The organism is Paenibacillus sp. WC2504, from assembly GCF_052682475.1.
Window position 1 is genome coordinate 6,856,502 of the sequence record NZ_JBQZFH010000001.1, and the last position, 17,475, is coordinate 6,873,976.

The 17,475-nt window shown below is 46.7% G+C and carries 16 protein-coding genes; 1 reads left to right on the forward strand and 15 read right to left on the reverse strand.

Annotation, left to right across the window (positions count from 1 at the left end; all coding sequences use genetic code 11):
• Positions 1-7: 7 nt before the first annotated feature.
• The 15 genes from bioB to liaF all read right to left on the reverse strand — a co-directional run bounded on the left by bioB (position 8) and on the right by liaF (position 15,913).
• The gene (gene bioB, locus ACUN27_RS30975) at positions 8-1,018 is read right to left on the reverse strand and encodes a biotin synthase BioB (RefSeq protein WP_445560185.1); all 1,011 of its coding nucleotides are present in this window, start codon (positions 1,016-1,018) and stop codon (positions 8-10) included.
• Between the two features lie 17 nt (positions 1,019-1,035).
• Positions 1,036-1,776 carry a dethiobiotin synthase gene (gene bioD, locus ACUN27_RS30980; protein ID WP_445560186.1) on the reverse strand — a complete coding sequence of 247 codons (741 nt, stop codon included), beginning with the start codon at positions 1,774-1,776 and terminating at the stop codon, positions 1,036-1,038.
• An 8-nt stretch (positions 1,777-1,784) separates the two neighbouring features.
• On the reverse strand, positions 1,785-3,134 hold the full coding sequence (gene bioA / locus ACUN27_RS30985) for an adenosylmethionine--8-amino-7-oxononanoate transaminase (protein ID WP_445560187.1): 1,350 nt from the start codon (positions 3,132-3,134) through the stop codon (positions 1,785-1,787).
• Between the two features lie 217 nt (positions 3,135-3,351).
• Positions 3,352-3,903 (reverse strand): NADPH-dependent FMN reductase, encoded by a 552-nt coding sequence (locus tag ACUN27_RS30990; protein ID WP_445560188.1) that lies wholly within the window; start codon positions 3,901-3,903, stop codon positions 3,352-3,354.
• Between the two features lie 208 nt (positions 3,904-4,111).
• The gene (gene glnA, locus ACUN27_RS30995; protein WP_127457793.1) at positions 4,112-5,536 is read right to left on the reverse strand and encodes a type I glutamate--ammonia ligase; all 1,425 of its coding nucleotides are present in this window, start codon (positions 5,534-5,536) and stop codon (positions 4,112-4,114) included.
• A gap of 238 nt (positions 5,537-5,774) precedes the next feature.
• Entirely contained in the window at positions 5,775-6,818 is a 1,044-nt protein-coding gene (gene aroF / locus ACUN27_RS31000; protein ID WP_445560189.1) for a 3-deoxy-7-phosphoheptulonate synthase, read from the reverse strand.
• Positions 6,819-6,948: 130 nt separating this feature from the next.
• Positions 6,949-7,464 (reverse strand): DUF2062 domain-containing protein, encoded by a 516-nt coding sequence (locus tag ACUN27_RS31005; RefSeq protein ID WP_246069306.1) that lies wholly within the window; start codon positions 7,462-7,464, stop codon positions 6,949-6,951.
• Between the two features lie 60 nt (positions 7,465-7,524).
• Positions 7,525-8,481, reverse strand: coding sequence for a 4-hydroxy-3-methylbut-2-enyl diphosphate reductase (locus tag ACUN27_RS31010; protein WP_315953371.1), 957 nt, complete (start codon positions 8,479-8,481; stop codon positions 7,525-7,527).
• Positions 8,482-8,527: 46 nt separating this feature from the next.
• Positions 8,528-9,997 carry a sensor histidine kinase gene (locus ACUN27_RS31015; protein ID WP_315953370.1) on the reverse strand — a complete coding sequence of 490 codons (1,470 nt, stop codon included), beginning with the start codon at positions 9,995-9,997 and terminating at the stop codon, positions 8,528-8,530.
• Between the two features lies 1 nt (position 9,998).
• Positions 9,999-10,688, reverse strand: a complete 690-nt coding sequence (locus tag ACUN27_RS31020) for a response regulator transcription factor (protein WP_315953369.1) — start codon at positions 10,686-10,688, stop codon at positions 9,999-10,001.
• Between the two features lie 146 nt (positions 10,689-10,834).
• Complete coding sequence (locus tag ACUN27_RS31025; protein WP_315953368.1) at positions 10,835-12,430, reverse strand: S1C family serine protease; 1,596 nt, start codon at positions 12,428-12,430, stop codon at positions 10,835-10,837.
• A 145-nt stretch (positions 12,431-12,575) separates the two neighbouring features.
• Entirely contained in the window at positions 12,576-12,989 is a 414-nt protein-coding gene (locus ACUN27_RS31030; RefSeq protein WP_445560190.1) for a YugN family protein, read from the reverse strand.
• An 88-nt stretch (positions 12,990-13,077) separates the two neighbouring features.
• Positions 13,078-13,725: a response regulator transcription factor gene (locus ACUN27_RS31035; protein WP_315953366.1), complete on the reverse strand. Its 648-nt coding sequence runs from the start codon at positions 13,723-13,725 to the stop codon at positions 13,078-13,080.
• Positions 13,718-14,782 (reverse strand): sensor histidine kinase, encoded by a 1,065-nt coding sequence (locus ACUN27_RS31040; RefSeq protein WP_315953365.1) that lies wholly within the window; start codon positions 14,780-14,782, stop codon positions 13,718-13,720. The genes ACUN27_RS31035 and ACUN27_RS31040 overlap by 8 nt, the downstream gene beginning before the upstream one ends.
• Positions 14,783-14,791: 9 nt before the next feature.
• Entirely contained in the window at positions 14,792-15,913 is a 1,122-nt protein-coding gene (gene liaF, locus ACUN27_RS31045) for a cell wall-active antibiotics response protein LiaF (protein WP_445560191.1), read from the reverse strand.
• 271 nt (positions 15,914-16,184) lie between these two features.
• Between liaF and ACUN27_RS31050 the strand changes: the two genes are divergently transcribed.
• Positions 16,185-17,471 (forward strand): ammonium transporter, encoded by a 1,287-nt coding sequence (locus ACUN27_RS31050; RefSeq protein WP_315953363.1) that lies wholly within the window; start codon positions 16,185-16,187, stop codon positions 17,469-17,471.
• The last annotated feature ends 4 nt before the right edge of the window (positions 17,472-17,475 follow it).

A 17,475-nucleotide genomic window follows, 5' to 3' on the forward strand; every position in this document is an offset into this window, starting at 1 on the left:
TACCACCTTACAAAGCGTTAAGTTCAATCTCAAAACCCAAATCTTCAATCATTTGGTGATCCACACCAATCGATTGACCTGCCGTTGTCAGATAATCACCGACAAATAGCGAATTGGCCGCATACAGCGACATAGGCTGCAATGTACGGAGATTTACTTCACGGCCTCCCGCTACACGAATTTCTTTGGATGGACAGATGAAACGGAATAAAGCGAGCACTTTCAAAGCCTTCATCGCCGGAGTGCGGCCTGCATGCTCCAATGGCGTTCCAGGAATGGCATTGAGGAAATTAATTGGTATCGAATCGCTGTCCAGATCACGCAGCGCATAGGCCATTTCCACAATTTCTTCATTGGTTTCGCCCATCCCGATAATGACGCCGGAGCAGGGGGACATGCCGTATGTCTTGACTTTTTCGACCGTTTCAACACGCTGATCGTACGTATGGGTCGTCGTTATCGACGGGTAGTTCGCTTTGCTCGTATTGAGATTATGGTTGTACCGATGTACACCTGCTTCTGCAAGCCGCTGCGCTTGCTCGTCCTTCAAAATGCCTAGGCAAGCGCAAATTTTTAGCGGCATCGTTTCACGAATCTCTTTCACGGCATCCACGACTTGCGCCAATTCCTTGTCGGTCGGTCCCTTGCCTGCCGCTACAATGCAGTATGTTCCGGCTTTACGCGCCATAGCTTCACGTGCGCCGGCAAGCAGCGTATCTTTATCAAGCAAGGTATATTTACTTACCGGCGCCGTAGAAACAATCGATTGCGAGCAATACCCGCAGTCCTCGGGACAGAGTCCGCTTTTCGCATTAATAATCATGTTCAATTTGACCTTTTTGCCGTAATAGTGCTTTCTTACTTGAAAAGCGGCTTGCAGCAGCGGCAACACCTCATCATCGCTTGCTTCGAGCACAGCCAGCCCTTCTTCTTCCGTCAAACGTTCGCCGTTTAATGCTTTTTGGGCCAACAAAGGCCACTCCTTATGGGTTGAAATGATGTTCATATTCAAGTTCATGTTCTCCTCCTTGGCATTCATCGGGGCACAATTTTTAGCGCTTTTTTGATCGGCGCAAGTTGTATGGATTTCCTGGCGGTATGCATGAAAAGTTCTGTATGAACCTCAGCAGGCAAAAAAGGAAACCGGCCGAGAACGGTAAGACCGCTATACTTCTCGATGAGCTCCGCGTTTGTGACAACGCTCGGATCGTTTTGAATTTCTTGATCATCACAGTCATTTAAGATAACGCCTAGAATCGGGATTCTATACTGCGATAAAAAAGCTGCCGTCAAAATCGTATGGTTAATTGTGCCTAGTCCGGAACGGGCAACAATCAGTGCAGGTATTTGAAGCTCTGCGATCAAATCCACTATCAGAGCATCCTCGTTCAGCGGAACGGCCACGCCTCCTGCGCCTTCGATCAGCAGGGCATCGTATCGCTCGATAAGCGGTTTGCCCGCGGCGATCAGCTCCTGCAGCGTTAAGGTCACGCCGGCAAGCCTGGCAGCAAGCATTGGAGCCAACGGCGCTTCAAATGTGTATGGCGCAACGGTATCCGGCTGCTCTTTTATCCCTGTTAGCTGCAACAACCGCTCTGCATCCGTTTCACCACTGCCCAGGCATGCGCCTGATTGTACGGGCTTCCACACGCCTGCCTGGCAGCCGTCCGCACGAAGCGCCGCTGCTATCGCAGCTGTCACCATCGTTTTGCCGACTCCGGTGTCCGTACCTGTGATAAACAGCCCCCGTATCGGCTCCTCGTTGTCTTTGTTCATCGTCCACCTCATCCTTCCGTGACCTGAATAATGGATGCCGCCAAAATCTCCGTCATCACTCCAAGCTCAGCCTCTGTGCTGGCTAATGGCGGGATGAAGACAATCACATTGCCCAGCGGCCGCGTCAGCATGCCAAGCTCTCTGGCTTTCTGGCTCGTTCGCACGCCAATTCGCTCTCCCCACTCGTACGGTTCTCGTGAACCTTTATCACGTACAAGCTCGATTCCGATCATCAGCCCTTTCTGCCGGATTTCACCGACGTGCGGTCTATCTTTAAGCGCCGCTAGTTTATTTGCAGTAAACACTGCCTTAGAACGAACACCCTCCAACATGTTCCTCTCCTCAAAAAGCCTTAAGCTGGCCAAAGCTACCGCACAACCGAGCGGGTTTCCCGTGTAAGAATGTCCATGGAAAAAGGTTTTCTGCTCCTGATAGTCCGCATAAAAGGCGCCATAGATTTCATCCGTCGCCAGCGTTGCCGCTACAGGCAAGTAGCCGCCTGTGAGTCCTTTTCCCACCACCATCAGATCCGGTGTTACGTTTTCCAAATCACAGGCAAACATTTCCCCCGTCCGACCGAAACCGGTCGCTACCTCGTCGGCAATGAGCAGCACGTCATGCTCACGGCAAAGTTCAGCCATCTCGCTTAGGCAGCCTTCCGGCATCACGACGATTCCACTGGCTCCTTGGACTATCGGCTCCACAATAAGCGCCGCAATCTCATCTGCCCTTGCTTCTAGCAGGTCTCGCAAAGCATGTATCGTCGCTTCTTTGGCTCCCTCCGCCCCCCCTTCATGCCGATAAGCATAGGGGTAAGGGATGACATGCGACTGGAACAGCATGGGGCGAAACACGTCATGATAGAGCGGAATTGCTCCAACGCTCACAGCGCCTATTGTATCTCCGTGGTACGCTTGCCCCATTGTGATAAAAGATTTTTTATGACGGCGCCCCTTGTTATGCCAATACTGGAAAGCCATTTTAATCGCGATCTCCACTCCGGTTGCTCCAGAATCCGAATAAAACACTTTGTTTAATCCACTTGGCGTGATATCTACAAGCCGCTCAGCCAGTTCAATGGCGGGGATATTAGCCATACCTAGCAAGGTTGAATGAGCAACAAGCTCCAATTGGTTCGCAATGGCTTGGTTAAGCTCCGGTACATGATGTCCATGAACGTTTAGCCAAACAGACGAAAATCCATCGTAATACGCGCGTCCTTGGACATCATAAAGTCTAACGCCCTCTCCACGCTCAATGATGAGAGGATCCTCGTTATTGTAGTCTTTCATTTGTGTAAAAGGATGCCAGACGTGCGACTTGTTGAGGGTCGCAAGTCGTTCGTAGGACTTTGACACGACATTCCCTCCTAAACAGAATTTATTGTTAACCTGAAATTATATATTTAGGTTAACAATAGATAGTGGTCAGTTTAGCAGATCATTACATCATTGTAAACACATTTTCATTCATCGTGGTTAACAATTAAAAAAAGAGCAATACAAAGCGTCTGAACGCTTGCATTACTCTTTTTAAATATAATATGTGAATTTAAATCATTTCTTGTCGAACAAGCTATTGTCGAACTTTCAATACGGTTGTCAAATCGAGGAAGGCATTTAGGACACGTCGCACGCGTTTATCGACATCCGGATGAATATCGCTGTAAGCCACTCCTGTTTGAAAACTTTTACGCTGATCGCTGCCAATGGAAATCCACTCAGGGCAGTTAATGCCGTGAAGATTGCGCACGATAGTTTGCAGCTGAGTCAGCGAACTGACAGCTACGGCACCGCCCGATGAACTGACGGAAAGCACGGCTTTATTATTAAAATGGTCTTGTCCCAGATGATCCAGTGCATTTTTCAGAACACCAGAGATTCCGCTATGATATTCAGGCGTCGCTAACACGATACCATCCGCTTCATGCATCGCAAGCTTCAGATTTTCAAGTGCTTCATGACCGCCATGAGCATCGTCCGGTGAATAAAACGGTATCGGTGTTTTGTTCAGATCAATTAGCGTGGCTTGATGTCCATGTGATTGAACCAAGTGTTGAATGTACTCCGTGAGTCTTGTACTTGTAGCTGCTTGTTGATTGCTTCCTGCAATTAAGGTGATTCTCATTATATATCTTCCTTCCCAGCGTTGGAATAATAAAGAATAAGAAATGATTTGATTGATGCTTTTATTATACATGGTTTTCATTAAATTTCCAGAGATAGATTATAATAATTATTAAAAAGGTATTATTATCAATTAAAAAAGCTGCCCCCACCATGGAAAACCATGGTAGAAGCAGCTCATCTTTATAAACGATATAAGTGCTAAAGAATTAGCAATCGAAGTATAGGTTGTACTCGTGCGGGTGAATGCGGATTGCAACTTGTTTCGCTTCGCCACGTTTCAATTCGATGTAGTTATCGATGAAATCTTGTGTGAATACGCCGCCTTCAGTCAAGAATTCGGAATCAGCTGCAAGAGCATCAAGAGCTTCGTCTAATGTACCTGGAACGCTGCGGATTTCAGCTTTCTCAGCATCAGACATTTCATAGATGTTTGTATCGAAAGGACCGTATCCAAGTGCACGTGGATCGATTTTCTTTTTGATACCGTCAAGACCAGCCATCAACATTGCTGCGAAAGCAAGGTATGGGTTAGCTGTGCTGTCCGGTGTACGGAATTCGATACGACAGCCTTTAGGTGTTACAGCCGCGATTGGAATACGAACTGCTGCGGAACGGTTACCTTTGGAGAATACAAGGTTAACCGGTGCTTCGTAACCAGGAACCAGACGTTTAAAGGAGTTTGTGCTTGGGTTCGTGATGGCAATCAACGCAGGAGCGTGGTATAGAATACCGCCAATGTAGTTGATAGCTAGTTCACTAAGGTTAGCGTAAGCGCCTTTTTCGTAGAACAGTGGGTTGCCTTCGTTGAAGATAGACATATGAACGTGCATACCGCTACCGTTGTCGCCAAACAGCGGCTTCGGCATGAAAGTAGCAACTTTGCCATATTCTCTAGCAGTGTTAGCAACGATATATTTGTATTTGAGCAGGTTATCTGCTGTTTTAGTTAAAGTGTCAAAACGGAAGTTGATTTCAGCTTGACCAGCTGTTGCCACTTCGTGATGGTGACGTTCGATGCGAAGACCTGCGTCAGCAAGTTTGTTACACATTTCGGAACGAATGTCTTGTTGAGAATCGATTGGAGCTACTGGAACGTAACCGCCTTTAACTGGAACTTTATAAGCAAGGTTACCGCCTTCTTCTTTGCGGCCAGTGTTCCAACCAGCTTCTTCGGAGTCAACTTCGAAGTAAGACTTGTTCATGCCATTTTCAAAACGAACATCGTCAAAGATGAAGAATTCGGATTCTGGTGCGAAGAATGCTGTCGTACCTACACCAGTTGTTTGAAGGTATTCTTCTGCTTTTTGTGCGATACTGCGTGGATCACGATCATAACGTTCGCCTTCTGGCGTATGGATGTTGCTCATAATGATCAATGTTGGGTGAGCTGTGAAAGGATCTACATAGGCAGTTTCCGTATCTGGCATCATTACCATGTCAGATTGTTCAATACCACGGAATCCTGGGATGGAGGAACCGTCAAAAGCTACGCCGTTTACAAATGTTTCTTCATCTACTTCAGAAGCTGGCAAAGAGATATGCTGTGCTTTACCGGAAAGACCTACGAAACGAAAATCTACCCACTCAATATTTTTTTCCTTGATAAGGTTCAACACGTTTTGAACTGACATTTAAAAAACCCTCCCATTTCCGTACATTCAACGTACTTTACATGATTAATGTTCAACTTTTTGTTGTTATCTTGCACATATTATATAGCGATTAAGCTTTCACAGTCAATACTTATGTCAGGTATTTTTTATTTATGTGTAAGCTATGCTCACACTATTTCACAGACTTTTCTTATATACAAATAAAGGAAACGAGTTTCTTCCTATATAGAAGAAACTCGTTTCCTTGAACATATGATTATGCCAGAATAGCTTCTTTCTTCGTGTCGAACTTTTTGCCAAGTAATGGTGCAAGCTTCTCTAAATCTACGAGCAAGTTTGCAAATTGGTCTGGGAACAGCGATTGTACGCCGTCACCGGTCATGGAGTTGTCCGGATCCGTATGCATTTCGATGATCAAACCGTCCGCGCCTGCAGCAACAGAAGCTTTCGTCATCGGAACGACCAGTTCTCTGCGACCTGTACCATGACTTGGATCAGAAATGACAGGAAGATGGCTAAGCTGTTTAAGGACTGGAATAGCAGATAAATCCAATGTGTTACGTGTGTAAGTTTCGAATGTTCGGATTCCGCGCTCACAGAGCATAACATTCGGGTTGCCGCCGGCAAGAATGTATTCTGCTGCATTCAGGAATTCGTCATAGGTGGAGCTGAATCCGCGTTTCAACAGAACCGGCGTTTGAATCGTTCCCAGCTTGCGAAGCAGGTCAAAGTTTTGCATATTCCGTGTGCCGACTTGCAGGATATCTGCATACTGTGCGCACACATCTACGTATTCAGGAGTCATAACTTCTGTAATCGTTAGAAGTCCATGCTTCTTGCCCGCTTCAGCCATCATGATCAGACCTTCTACGCCGACGCCTTGGAAGCTGTAAGGTCCTGTTCTTGGCTTGAATGCGCCGCCGCGCAGCACTTGCCCCCCAGCCGCTTTCACCAAACGGGCGATTTCATCGATTTGCTCCGGTGTTTCCACGGCGCAAGGTCCGCCCATAACGACCAACTGCTCGCCGCCAATTTCCACGCCTTTAATGTTGATAACTGTATCTGCCGGATGGAAGTCACGGCTTGCTAGTTTGTATGATTTCGAAATTTTCACGACTTGTTCCACTCCTGACATTTGGCGCAGTTGTTCTGCTAATTTGGGATCTGCTTGACCGATAATACCGATGACCGTGCGATCTTCACCTTTGGAAACGTGTGCTTGCACACCTTGCTTCTCGATAAATTGGACGATTTCTTGAATACGCTCGTCAGACGTTTTGTTAGAAGTAACGGCGATCATGATATACACGCTCCTCATTTATATGGGTTGTTCCACTTAAACACTTCAACGCTTGTTCGCTTCTACGCTTTTAATCACTAAAGTAAATATACAACGCTTGACGAAGATTCGTCAAGCGTTAATTTATTTGCTATTCTTCTTGCTTAGAAGGTGCTAGCTGATCCTTGCGGAGTCTGCGTTTCTCTTTGCGACGATTTGTATGGTGTTTGAGGAAGAGCACGACAGGGAAATAAGCAATAATACCGAGAATGGTTCCAACCACCATCCCACCAACAATCAAATCCAAACCGCTTCGGATAATATTGGATAAGATATGAGGCAGATGATGAATCAGATACACCTTGACATGCTTCGGTACCAGCCAATCTCCGACCTGCTTATTGAGTATTGAGAACGGAAGATAAATCACTTTGCCGAATACAAACCCAATTAATGCCGCAGGCAGATTAGCTCTTAACAAATAGACCAAAGGAAAAATAAGAACGAATGCAAATCCAGCTGTAGGCAGAGTAAACATTTCTATAGCCAGACCAATTGAAAAGCCGCGCGCTACCTTAGAAGGGCCGCCTTTGGCACGTAAAAGAAGTAAATATTTGTACCTAAACCAGCGTTTGCTGCTTTTCCAATCGTAGCGAGTTTTCATCATTTTCACCTTCTGAGTGCTCTGCATGCTGGTCACAATCCCGCCCTGTGGAATAAATACGAATTACTCACTGCTGGCTGCTTTGGACTTCACAGCCGGAATGAGCTTCTTCATATTAATAGTACGTGTAACTGCCCAAGTGGTTTCATCTTTCGGATCGTAACTTTCCAGGTAAGAAATGACTTCTTTGGTAATCGGAGTAGGCGTTGAAGCCCCTGAAGTCACCCCAACTTTCCGGACATGGGTTAACCATTCACGATTCAATTCAGTGATATCAGCTATTCTATACGCCTTGACTCCAGCAATTTCCTCTGAAACTTGCGCTAAGCGGTTGGAATTATTGCTTTTGGGGTCTCCGACAACGATAACCAGATCGGATTCTTTGGCTTGCTCTGCCACAGCTTCTTGTCGTACCTGCGTTGCAAGACAGATCTCATTATGAATTTCGGCCTTAGGGAACAGCTCTAAGAGACGATTCATGATGTGCCTGATATCCCATTGGCTCATGGTTGTTTGATTCGTAATGATGATTCGCTCTGACTTAATGCTCAAACGATCAGCCTCTTCCAGCTTCTCAATAAGATGCACAAGGCCAGGGGCAACTCCTACGGCGCCTTCCGGCTCTGGATGCCCCTTTTTACCAATATAGATAACTTCATAGCCGTCTGCTACTTTTTCACGAATTAAATCGTGCGTTTTTGTCACATCTGGGCACGTTGCGTCGACAACCGTCAAACCTTTGTCTCTTGCTCGTCTTCGAACCTCGGGAGAAACGCCGTGCGCCGTGAAAATGACAGTACCTTTTTCAATTTGCTCCAAAATTTCCAGACGGTTCTCACCGTCCAGTGTAATGACGCCCTCTTCTTTGAAGAAATCGGTGACATGCGCATTGTGCACAATCATACCTAATATATAAATTGGTCTTGGAAGATTTAAATTTTTTGCAGTTTGCATAGCCAATGCCATCGCGTCTACGACACCATAACAGTAGCCTCTTGGAGAAATTCGTACGACTTCCATGCCTTCCACCCGCCTACATCATCTGTTTTCCTTTTATTATAACGGATTACACAGGTAGAGGAAAGTTAGCCGGCAACCATATCATAAAAGTACTGCCTTCATCTTTGCGTGTCGTCACTTCAACGGACCCGCCATGCTCATCAATAATCCATTTGGCAATCGATAAGCCTAGCCCTGTACCCGTGGTTAACCCTCTGGATAAGTCGGCACGATAGAATCTGTCGAAAATATGCGGGATATCTTCTTTGTCCATTCCAATCCCCGTATCTGCAATTTGAATGCCGATAAAATCATTCGTCCGCGACACTTGAATCGACACGGTCCCGACCGGCGTATACTTAAATGCATTTTCAATGAAAATAAACAGCAGCTGCTGCAAATAATCACGATTCCCCTGTACGATGGCATGGTCCAGAACTTCCAGATCACCCACATGCCATTCCGCTGTATGCTCTAACAACTGCGCCCTTCTCACAACTTCCTGCACGAGCGGCAGCATTTCGACAGGATGCTTCTCCATAACAACTCCCGCATCTGCTCTGGCAAGCGCGAGAAGATCGTTCACGAGCCTGCTCATCCGCTGCGCTTCTCCGGCAATGTCGTGCATCGCTTCCAGCGACATTTGCATCTGTTCCGGTGTGGCGAGCTCGGTCCCCGAAGTCTTCTTCCACATTTTCTCCAAAAGGTCCACATTTCCTCGAATCGTCGTCAGCGGTGTTCTCAACTCATGAGAAGCGTCTGATACAAATCTACGCTGTGCACGATAGGCTTCATCCAGCTCCAGATAAGTAATCTGGATGCGTGAAAGCATACCGTTGATCGTTTGGGTAAGCCGGCCGATTTCATCAAGCGGCCCTTGGTACTCAATTCGCTTCTCCAAATCGTCTCCGCTTCCGATTTGATTGGCGGCATCAATCACGCGTTCAATCGGCTGAAGCGCCTTGCGCGATAGAAACCACCCGAGCGAAGCGGCAACGATAATCGTAAACACTGCCCAGAACATGAGCGTATACTTAAGGGTAACGGCCGTTCTCTCATAGCTGCCAATAGGGACCGCTGCTTGAAGAATTCCGATCAGATTGCTGGCTTGATCATAGATGCCTTGGTAATAGATGAGGAAATCCTGCTCAAGCACTTTGGTTTTTTGAAAAAAACCATCGGCATCCCCCTTCAACTTATCAATGCTAGAAGCATCAAGAGGCAAAGCTACATTATAAAATTGCAGGTTAGCCGAGCGATTATAGCTTTTGAGATTCACATTATATAATTGCAGGAACGTATTTGTAGAATAGAAATCTCTGTTCTCCAATTCTAATTCCACGACAAGCCCCTTTTGTGAAAGGGCGATGCTTTTCTGAATACGCAGGGAGGTATTCCCCGCTTCCCGTTTCAAATCCTGACGGATCTGATCGTACAAAAAGTAATTCAAGAAAACGTACAGCACGATCCCGAATAGCAGCATCGTTAATGCCAAAACACCTGAATACCAAAGCGTCAGCCGCAAACGAAGCGACATATCAGGATTCCCCTCTCAAGACGTACCCCGCTCCCCGGACGGTTTGAATCAATCGTTTATGGCCAAACTCTTCGGTCTTTTGACGCAGTAGCGCTATGTATACCTCAAGAACATTGGATTCGCCGCTGTAATCGTAGCCCCATATTTTCTCCATAATAATGTCGCGTGAAAGGACACGCTTCGGATTCTGCATGAACAGGTGAAGCAAATCAAACTCTTTGGTCGTCAATTCAATCAATTTATCGTCACGGAATACTTCGCGCGTATCCAGATCAAGGATTGTATCCTCATAGGTTAAACGATTCGTCGGCTGCTCCGTCCGATCCGTTCGACGACGCAAAAGCACTCGCACCCTTGCGAGCAGTTCCTCCAGCGCAAAGGGCTTGACCAAATAATCGTCTGCTCCAAGATCCAAGCCTTTCACACGATCGCTAATTTCATCTTTGGCCGTTAACATCAGGATCGGCACCTCGCTGCCGCTTTCACGGATGCGTCGTACAACCTCCCAACCGTCAATATGCGGCATCATCACGTCTAAGATCAGTAAATTGGGCTCCGACCTCAGCATTTGCTTAAGTCCTTCAGCGCCATTGCTTGCCGTTTCAACGGAATATCCTTCAAAAGCCAGGCCACGTCTCAACATAGACGTAATTTTCTCATCATCATCGATCACCATAATATTTTCCCTCATTGGTTGGCCCCCCTTCTTCCTTTTCATTGTATCAAAATCAGCTCGGCAAGCAAAAAGAAGCAGAGCCTGCAAGCTTGCGGCCCGCGGGTCTCCACTTCCTTTTAACCGTACGCACGAATCTTTGTTTATAAATAAGTTTCTTCCTCTTATTCAGCAGGTGTTTCAGCCAACGTATTTTTGTCTCCTACTGTAAGCGGCACATCCATCCGTTTGCCGTCACGAATAACACCTAACGTTACTTTATCGCCAACTTTTGTAGCTTGAACCTTCGTAATCAACTCTTGAGAGTTCTTGATTTTCGTACCGTTAATATCAACAATTACATCGTACTGGCGCAGGCCGGCTTGGAAAGCAGGGCTTTTACGTTGAACGCTGCCAACTAATGCCCCATCCGTATTGGAAAGCTTCAGTTCGCTAACCCAGTCTTTGCCGATATCTTGCAATCCTACACCCAAGTAAGGAACTGGTTCTTTAGGAATTTGAACGTTGTTTTTCAGGTTCTCCAAGACGGAAGAGATCGTGCTTGTCGGAATGGCAAATCCAATACCTTGGGCTTGCGAGCTTACCGCCGTGTTAATTCCGATAACCTCACCGTTCAAGTTGAGCAGAGGTCCGCCGGAGTTACCAGGGTTAATGGAAGCGTCTGTTTGAAGCAAGTGCTTATACTCGCGTGTTCCTTTGGTATCTGGAATAGAGATCGGACGTTCCTTCGCACTTAGCACACCAACAGTTACCGTATGATCAAAACCGTAAGGGTTACCGATGGCAACAACCCAATCTCCAACATTCACATCTTCTGCTTTGCCAAGAGGGAGAATCGGGAAATCTTTGTCGCCTTCAATTTTGAGGACAGCCAAGTCTAAGTCATAGCTGTTACCCAGCAATTTGGCTTTGAATGGTTTATCGTAACCCTCAACCGTAATTTGCACTTCATCAGCGCCGTCAACCACGTGTTCATTCGTTAAAATATAGCCTGTTTTCTCGAAAATAAACCCGGTTCCCATCCCTGCCGGCTGAAGTTCGCCGCTGCCTGAATCTTGCGTACCGCTTTTCGGTGCGGTATTACCGCCGCCGTTATCCCCAAAGAATTGACGGAAGAACGGATCATCGAACAGCGAGTTACCGCCGCGGGTCGACTGCTTCGGTTTCACCAAAGATTCAACTTTCACGATCGCTGGTCCCGCATTTTGAGCAATTGCGGAAATGTTGCCAGGGCGGACAACATCAAGCCCTACATTTTTCACTTCGCCGTTGTCGCTGGAACTCTTCGTAGTAGCCGTAGTCGAGCTGCCCGAAGCCAGAGGCTGGTTGCCTGTGAACAAGTTCATTTTGTCAGCGCTGAACATGAGTCCTCCAACGACCAAGGCTCCAGCCATAAAAGCAGCGAAAACGCTTTTTACAGAAGAAGAACGTTTTCTAGTATGCGAATCCCAAGGACCAGGTCCTTGCGCAGAACTTACATCAGGGCCAAAGCTGAATGGGCGCAAATTCTTAGGCGGGGTAACCTCGACGCTGGACGTTCCCTCTGTGCCTGATGCGGAAGTTGTAAGGGCTTCCTGTTCATTATTCTCGTTAAAAGCGGACTTGTACGGTCCATAAGAATAATAATAGGAAGGTCTTTCTTTGTTCGGATCATGCGGTTCTTCAGGGTTCGTTTCTTTGCGGTTCATGGAGTCGTTCGATTCGCTATTGTTATTCTGCGACTTGAAGAAGTCGCTGTAGTCTTTTTTGTTGTCTTCCATAGTTCTTACCTCCATTTGTCTATACGAGTTATAAAGTGCATGTTTGTTAGTTGGATGATTCCTTGCTGTCTATGGTACTATCATGCACTCACAACCTTAAACGAATATTAAAAAACAATAAAATGGAGGTAAAAAAAGGGCACTTTTATTGTATCCAAGCTTGTTCAACCTTTTTAAGCAGTCCTGCGGCTTCTTTTACCCATTTATCTTCTACGGCAGCATCCGGATCGAGCGGCGCCTGAAACTGATCAATCATCGCTCCATAGGTTTCCGCTTCCGCTTCTTGATCAAGGCCTTCATTATAGACATGTTTCAGCACAAATGGGGTTCCCACTTCTACGATGGCATCCGTCGCCTCAGTATCGCCATCAATTCTTCCCGTCACAACTTGAAAAGGAATACGCAACCACACTTTATTGGCTTCATCTAAAGAGCGATCAAAATAGCCATGGTCATAGTCCCAGTTACCGCCCAACGCAAAGTCAAACTCCTGCAGGTGGTCTCTTACACTGTCGAAGGACTCTTTGACCTGTTCTAATGAAGAAGATATTATTTTCATTCCGACACTCCTTAAGCGCTCATATTAATTTCCTTACGCATAGAGTGTTCCAAAATGTAGTTTTTATGTGTTATGAGGGCCTACTTCCTTAAACCCAACCTTTTCGGTGTGCAAAAATAGCCAACTGTGTACGATCATCTAATTCACACTTCATCAGCAGGTTACTGACGTGTGTTTTCACCGTTTTTATACTAATAAAAAGTTCCTCAGAAATGTCTTTATTACTTTTACCTTCGGCAATCAATAACAGCACTTCCTTCTCGCGTGAAGTCAAGCCTTCTTCCTCCGGCATGGCGTTGCGCTGTCTAACCCCTCTCGTTAGCGCCATTGACACTTCCGAATTCATCACAGGCATGCCGCGGTATGCGCTCTGGATGGCGTGAATCAATTGATCGGACGAGACGGTTTTCAGCATATAGCTGATAGCTCCCGACTCTACCGCCTCAAGCACCTTGGCTTCTTCCAGAAAGCTGGTTAACATAATGATTTTGACCTGCGGAAATTTGGCGTAAATTAATTTGGTTGCTCCGATCCCGTCGAGCACAGGCATTGTGAGATCCATCAAAATGACATCAGGGAGCCCTTGGGACAACTCGCCGTTTAACTTATCGAACGCTTCTTGCCCATTACCGGCTTCCCCCACAACTTCCAGACCAGGTTCCATCGAAATATAAGTCCTTAAGCCAACACGAACCATATCGTGATCATCAACAATCATTACTTTTATGTTACTCATGGCTTTCTCCCTCTCTTTCCTTTGTGACGATGCCAGTCTGTCCTGTAAAGCGCGGAATGCGGACCCTAACACGGGTGCCTGAGCCTAATTTACTGTCGATTTCCACTTCCCCACCCAGCTTTTGCGCTCGTTCTCTCATCGTGGATAAACCATGGGAAGCTGAGGAGATGTCCTTTCGCTCGAATCCTTGGCCATCGTCTTGCAGCTGAAGCACATACTGATGCTCTCTTTCATAAATAGCCAGCCTTACTCCTTTGGCGGAAGCATGCTTCACTACATTCGCAAGACCTTCTTGGATAATCAGGAAAAACTGATGCTCAATCGCTTCTGAAATCGGATCGCGCAAAGAAACGTCAAGCTGGCCCTGCAGCTCATGGGTCCGGCAATATTCCGGAAACCACTTCTCCAGGGCTTCTTGAAGGCTCATATCATTCAATTCAATCGGTCTAAGCTGTGAAATTAAGCCTCGCATTTGCTTCTGGGCATGGTGAGACATTTGAATCAACTGATTCATGACCGCCCCCGCTGCATCCGGGTTTCTTTCCAATATTTTGGGCAGAGAGGAAGCTGACATATGAATGGCGAAAAGCTCCTGGCTCACCGTGTCGTGCAAATCACGCGCAAGCCGGCGCCGTTCTTCCATAACGGCATTCTCTGTAAGCTCTTGATCGCGAATTGCTTCGGCCTCTCCAAGTTTTTGCAACAGTTGAACACGCTCTTCGACAGAAGCCGCCATTTTATTAAAAGCATCATATAAGTACATGAACGGTTCAACAGGCTCAAGCTCAACACGACTGGCGAAATTCCCTTTAGATAGTTCGAGCATAGCCACATGAAGTTCATCGACCTTACGCTGCCATCTCTTGGTTGCTACATAACCTACTGTTAAACAGACCGCTAAAATGGCAATGAGAAACCACATCCGGAACTCCCATGATGCAAGCTCCCGGCTGTAGTATTCCAGCACAATAAAAATACTTGAGACAGTGAGTAAACTCGAAATCAGAAAGTAATTCAGCAGCTGCCACTTCATATTGAACATTCGCAATTTGTACATGCTCCATCCTTAACCTATCTTTTTGATTGTAATATCACCGATAAACATGCTTGTCGTAACGATAAGCTTTCGTTCAGCTTCTTCATAATGGGAGGTCTGTGTCCTCACGCTGCGCAGAAAACCGCTCTCACGGCGATCAAGAACCTTCATATCCCCTATAAAAGAACTTGCCATCACGCGAACCTCAACATCCAGATCGTTAGGAATAAAAATTTTCACGTCGCCGATAAAGGCAGTTACATGAATCGTTGTTTCTCCAAGCGGGATGGCGGCACGGGTCAGGTCAATCACAGAATCTCCAATGAAGTGAGAGATTTGAATCGGCTTAAGCTCCCAAGCTTCTTGCCCCAGATGCACATCCCCGATGAAGCCGTGACGATGAAGAACATCACCTGAATCAAAGTTGCGCACGAAGTCATCGTAGCGATGGCCGTAACCGTGACTGTGACTGTGCTTGTGAAGATTCTGTGTTTTCGGCTGGCTATGTGATTCAGGTTGAGCTGTTGTCGCCTTCGCGGATGATTCTCCCGAGCCAAGCCATTCGTCTGCATGTTTTTGATGAAATTCGCCATGAATATCTTTGAGAACTTCTTTTTCCTCGTCGCTCAGTGCACGCTTGGTTTCGTTTCCTGTGAAAAGGTCCCGCTCTACTTTTTCCTTATGGTTCCAGCCGGCGGAGTCCCAAGGATTACTATGTCTCTCGTGCTCCTTACGTCTTGCTTCCCGTCTCTCTCTTCTTGCTTGCTCTTTCGCTTCTTTCATTGAAAGCCAGTCCGGTGATTCTCTACGGCCAGGGCGGAAGATAACGTTCAGCCCGAATAAGATTAAGGCAACAGGAGCCAAAATTTTAAACATGTCTCCCAGCGAGCGATCGGTGAGATTCAGATTCTTAAGAAGGAATATCGTTCCGACACCGCAAACGAGTAAGCTCCAAATCGAACCTCCCCAATGATACTTACGCTGCCATAGGAATCCGACGAGCCCGTAAAAGATGAGAATGACAGGCCAATACGTGGAAAACATATAAGCAAGGTCAATATGAATGAACCCCAGTTGATTAAGTAAAAATAGGATACCTGCCGTCACAAGGACAAGCCCCCAAATCATGCGTTGAAACATATGCGGATTCATACGTTCTTCCTCCATTTGTGTACATCGTTGTTAAGATACTTCTAGTCTATAAGATCGAAGCAAGATTGAAAAGAGACGAGGGATTGAAGGCCGCCTCGGTCTAGAGACTGAGTTTTTCGAGCACAAACATAAAAAAACTGACATGGATTTGATAGATACGAACAATATGCCACTTATGTTATATATTCTTACGCATTTCGTTGACATGCTTATCATGAGAACCGTATAATTGTTCCATTAGAACGCTTCGAATATAAGGGAGAGATTACAAATGGATCAAATCCAACAGCTTTCCAGCGGTCTAGATACCATATGGGTGGTACTAACGGCTGCCATGATTCTATTGATGGAAGGGGGCTTTGCGTTACTGGAAGCAGGCTTTGTCAGGCAGAAAAATGCTGTAAGCATCATTATGAAAGTGTTTGTTGATATCGCTTTCGGAGCACTTATTTTTTATTTCATCGGTTTCGCACTCATGTATGGCAAAGACGCAGGGGGAATCATCGGCACAAGCGGCTTTTTCATGGGAGGAGATTTGACACACATCGTGCTTAACATCTCACATGAAACCTATTGGCTATTCCAATGCGCTTTTGTTATCGCTGTTATCTCCATCGTATCGGGAGCTGTAGCCGAACGCATCAACTTCCGAGCTTACATCCTTTACACCATTGCCATGACAGGTTTAATTTATCCCATTGCCGGTCACTGGGTGTGGTCAGTCGGTGGCTGGCTCGGCAAGCTAGGCATGGTTGATTTCGCTGGATCGGCTGTCATTCATGCACTTGGCGGCTTCTCGGCACTCGCTGCCGCTATGATCATCGGCCCGCGGATCGGTAAATTCTCTGCGGATGGATCGGCCAACATCGTTCCACCGTCCAATTTACCGCTAGCTTCCGTAGGCGCATTCATCCTATGGTTTGGTTGGTTCGGCTTCAACTCCGGCAGTACGCTAAGTGCTACCAATACATCGATCGGCCATATTGCCGTAACGACCATGTTGGCTGCAGCTGCAGGCTGCGCAACCTGCATCCTGTTTACGATGTTGCGCTATCGCAAGGCTGACCCGCCGATGGTTATCAACGGCGCGCTTGCAGGGCTCGTCGGCATTACCGCAGGTTGCGCATTCGTCAGTGATGTTGCCGCCATTTTCATTGGAGCTGTTTGCGGCATCGCGATGGTCTACGCAACTGAAATGCTGGAAGCCAGACAAATTGACGACCCCGTCGGAGCGTTTCCCGTGCACGGCATCAGCGGCAGTATCGGAACACTGGCTGTAGGCTTGTTCGCACAGCCTGACGCTGTTCGCGAAGGTACAGCCGGTTTATTTTATGGCGGCGGATTTGGACTGTTAGGTGTTCAAGCATTGGGTCTCGTTACGATTTGTATTTGGGGCTTTGCCCTCACATGGGGTGTCATGAAGCTCATCAACCTCATCGTACCTCTGCGCGTAAGCAGTGACGAAGAGCTCGTAGGGTTAGACGTAGGGATCCACGGGGTTCCCGCTTATAGCCAGGAGGATGGTTTTCTGGACTTGGAACAATTGAAAAGAGGATAAAATC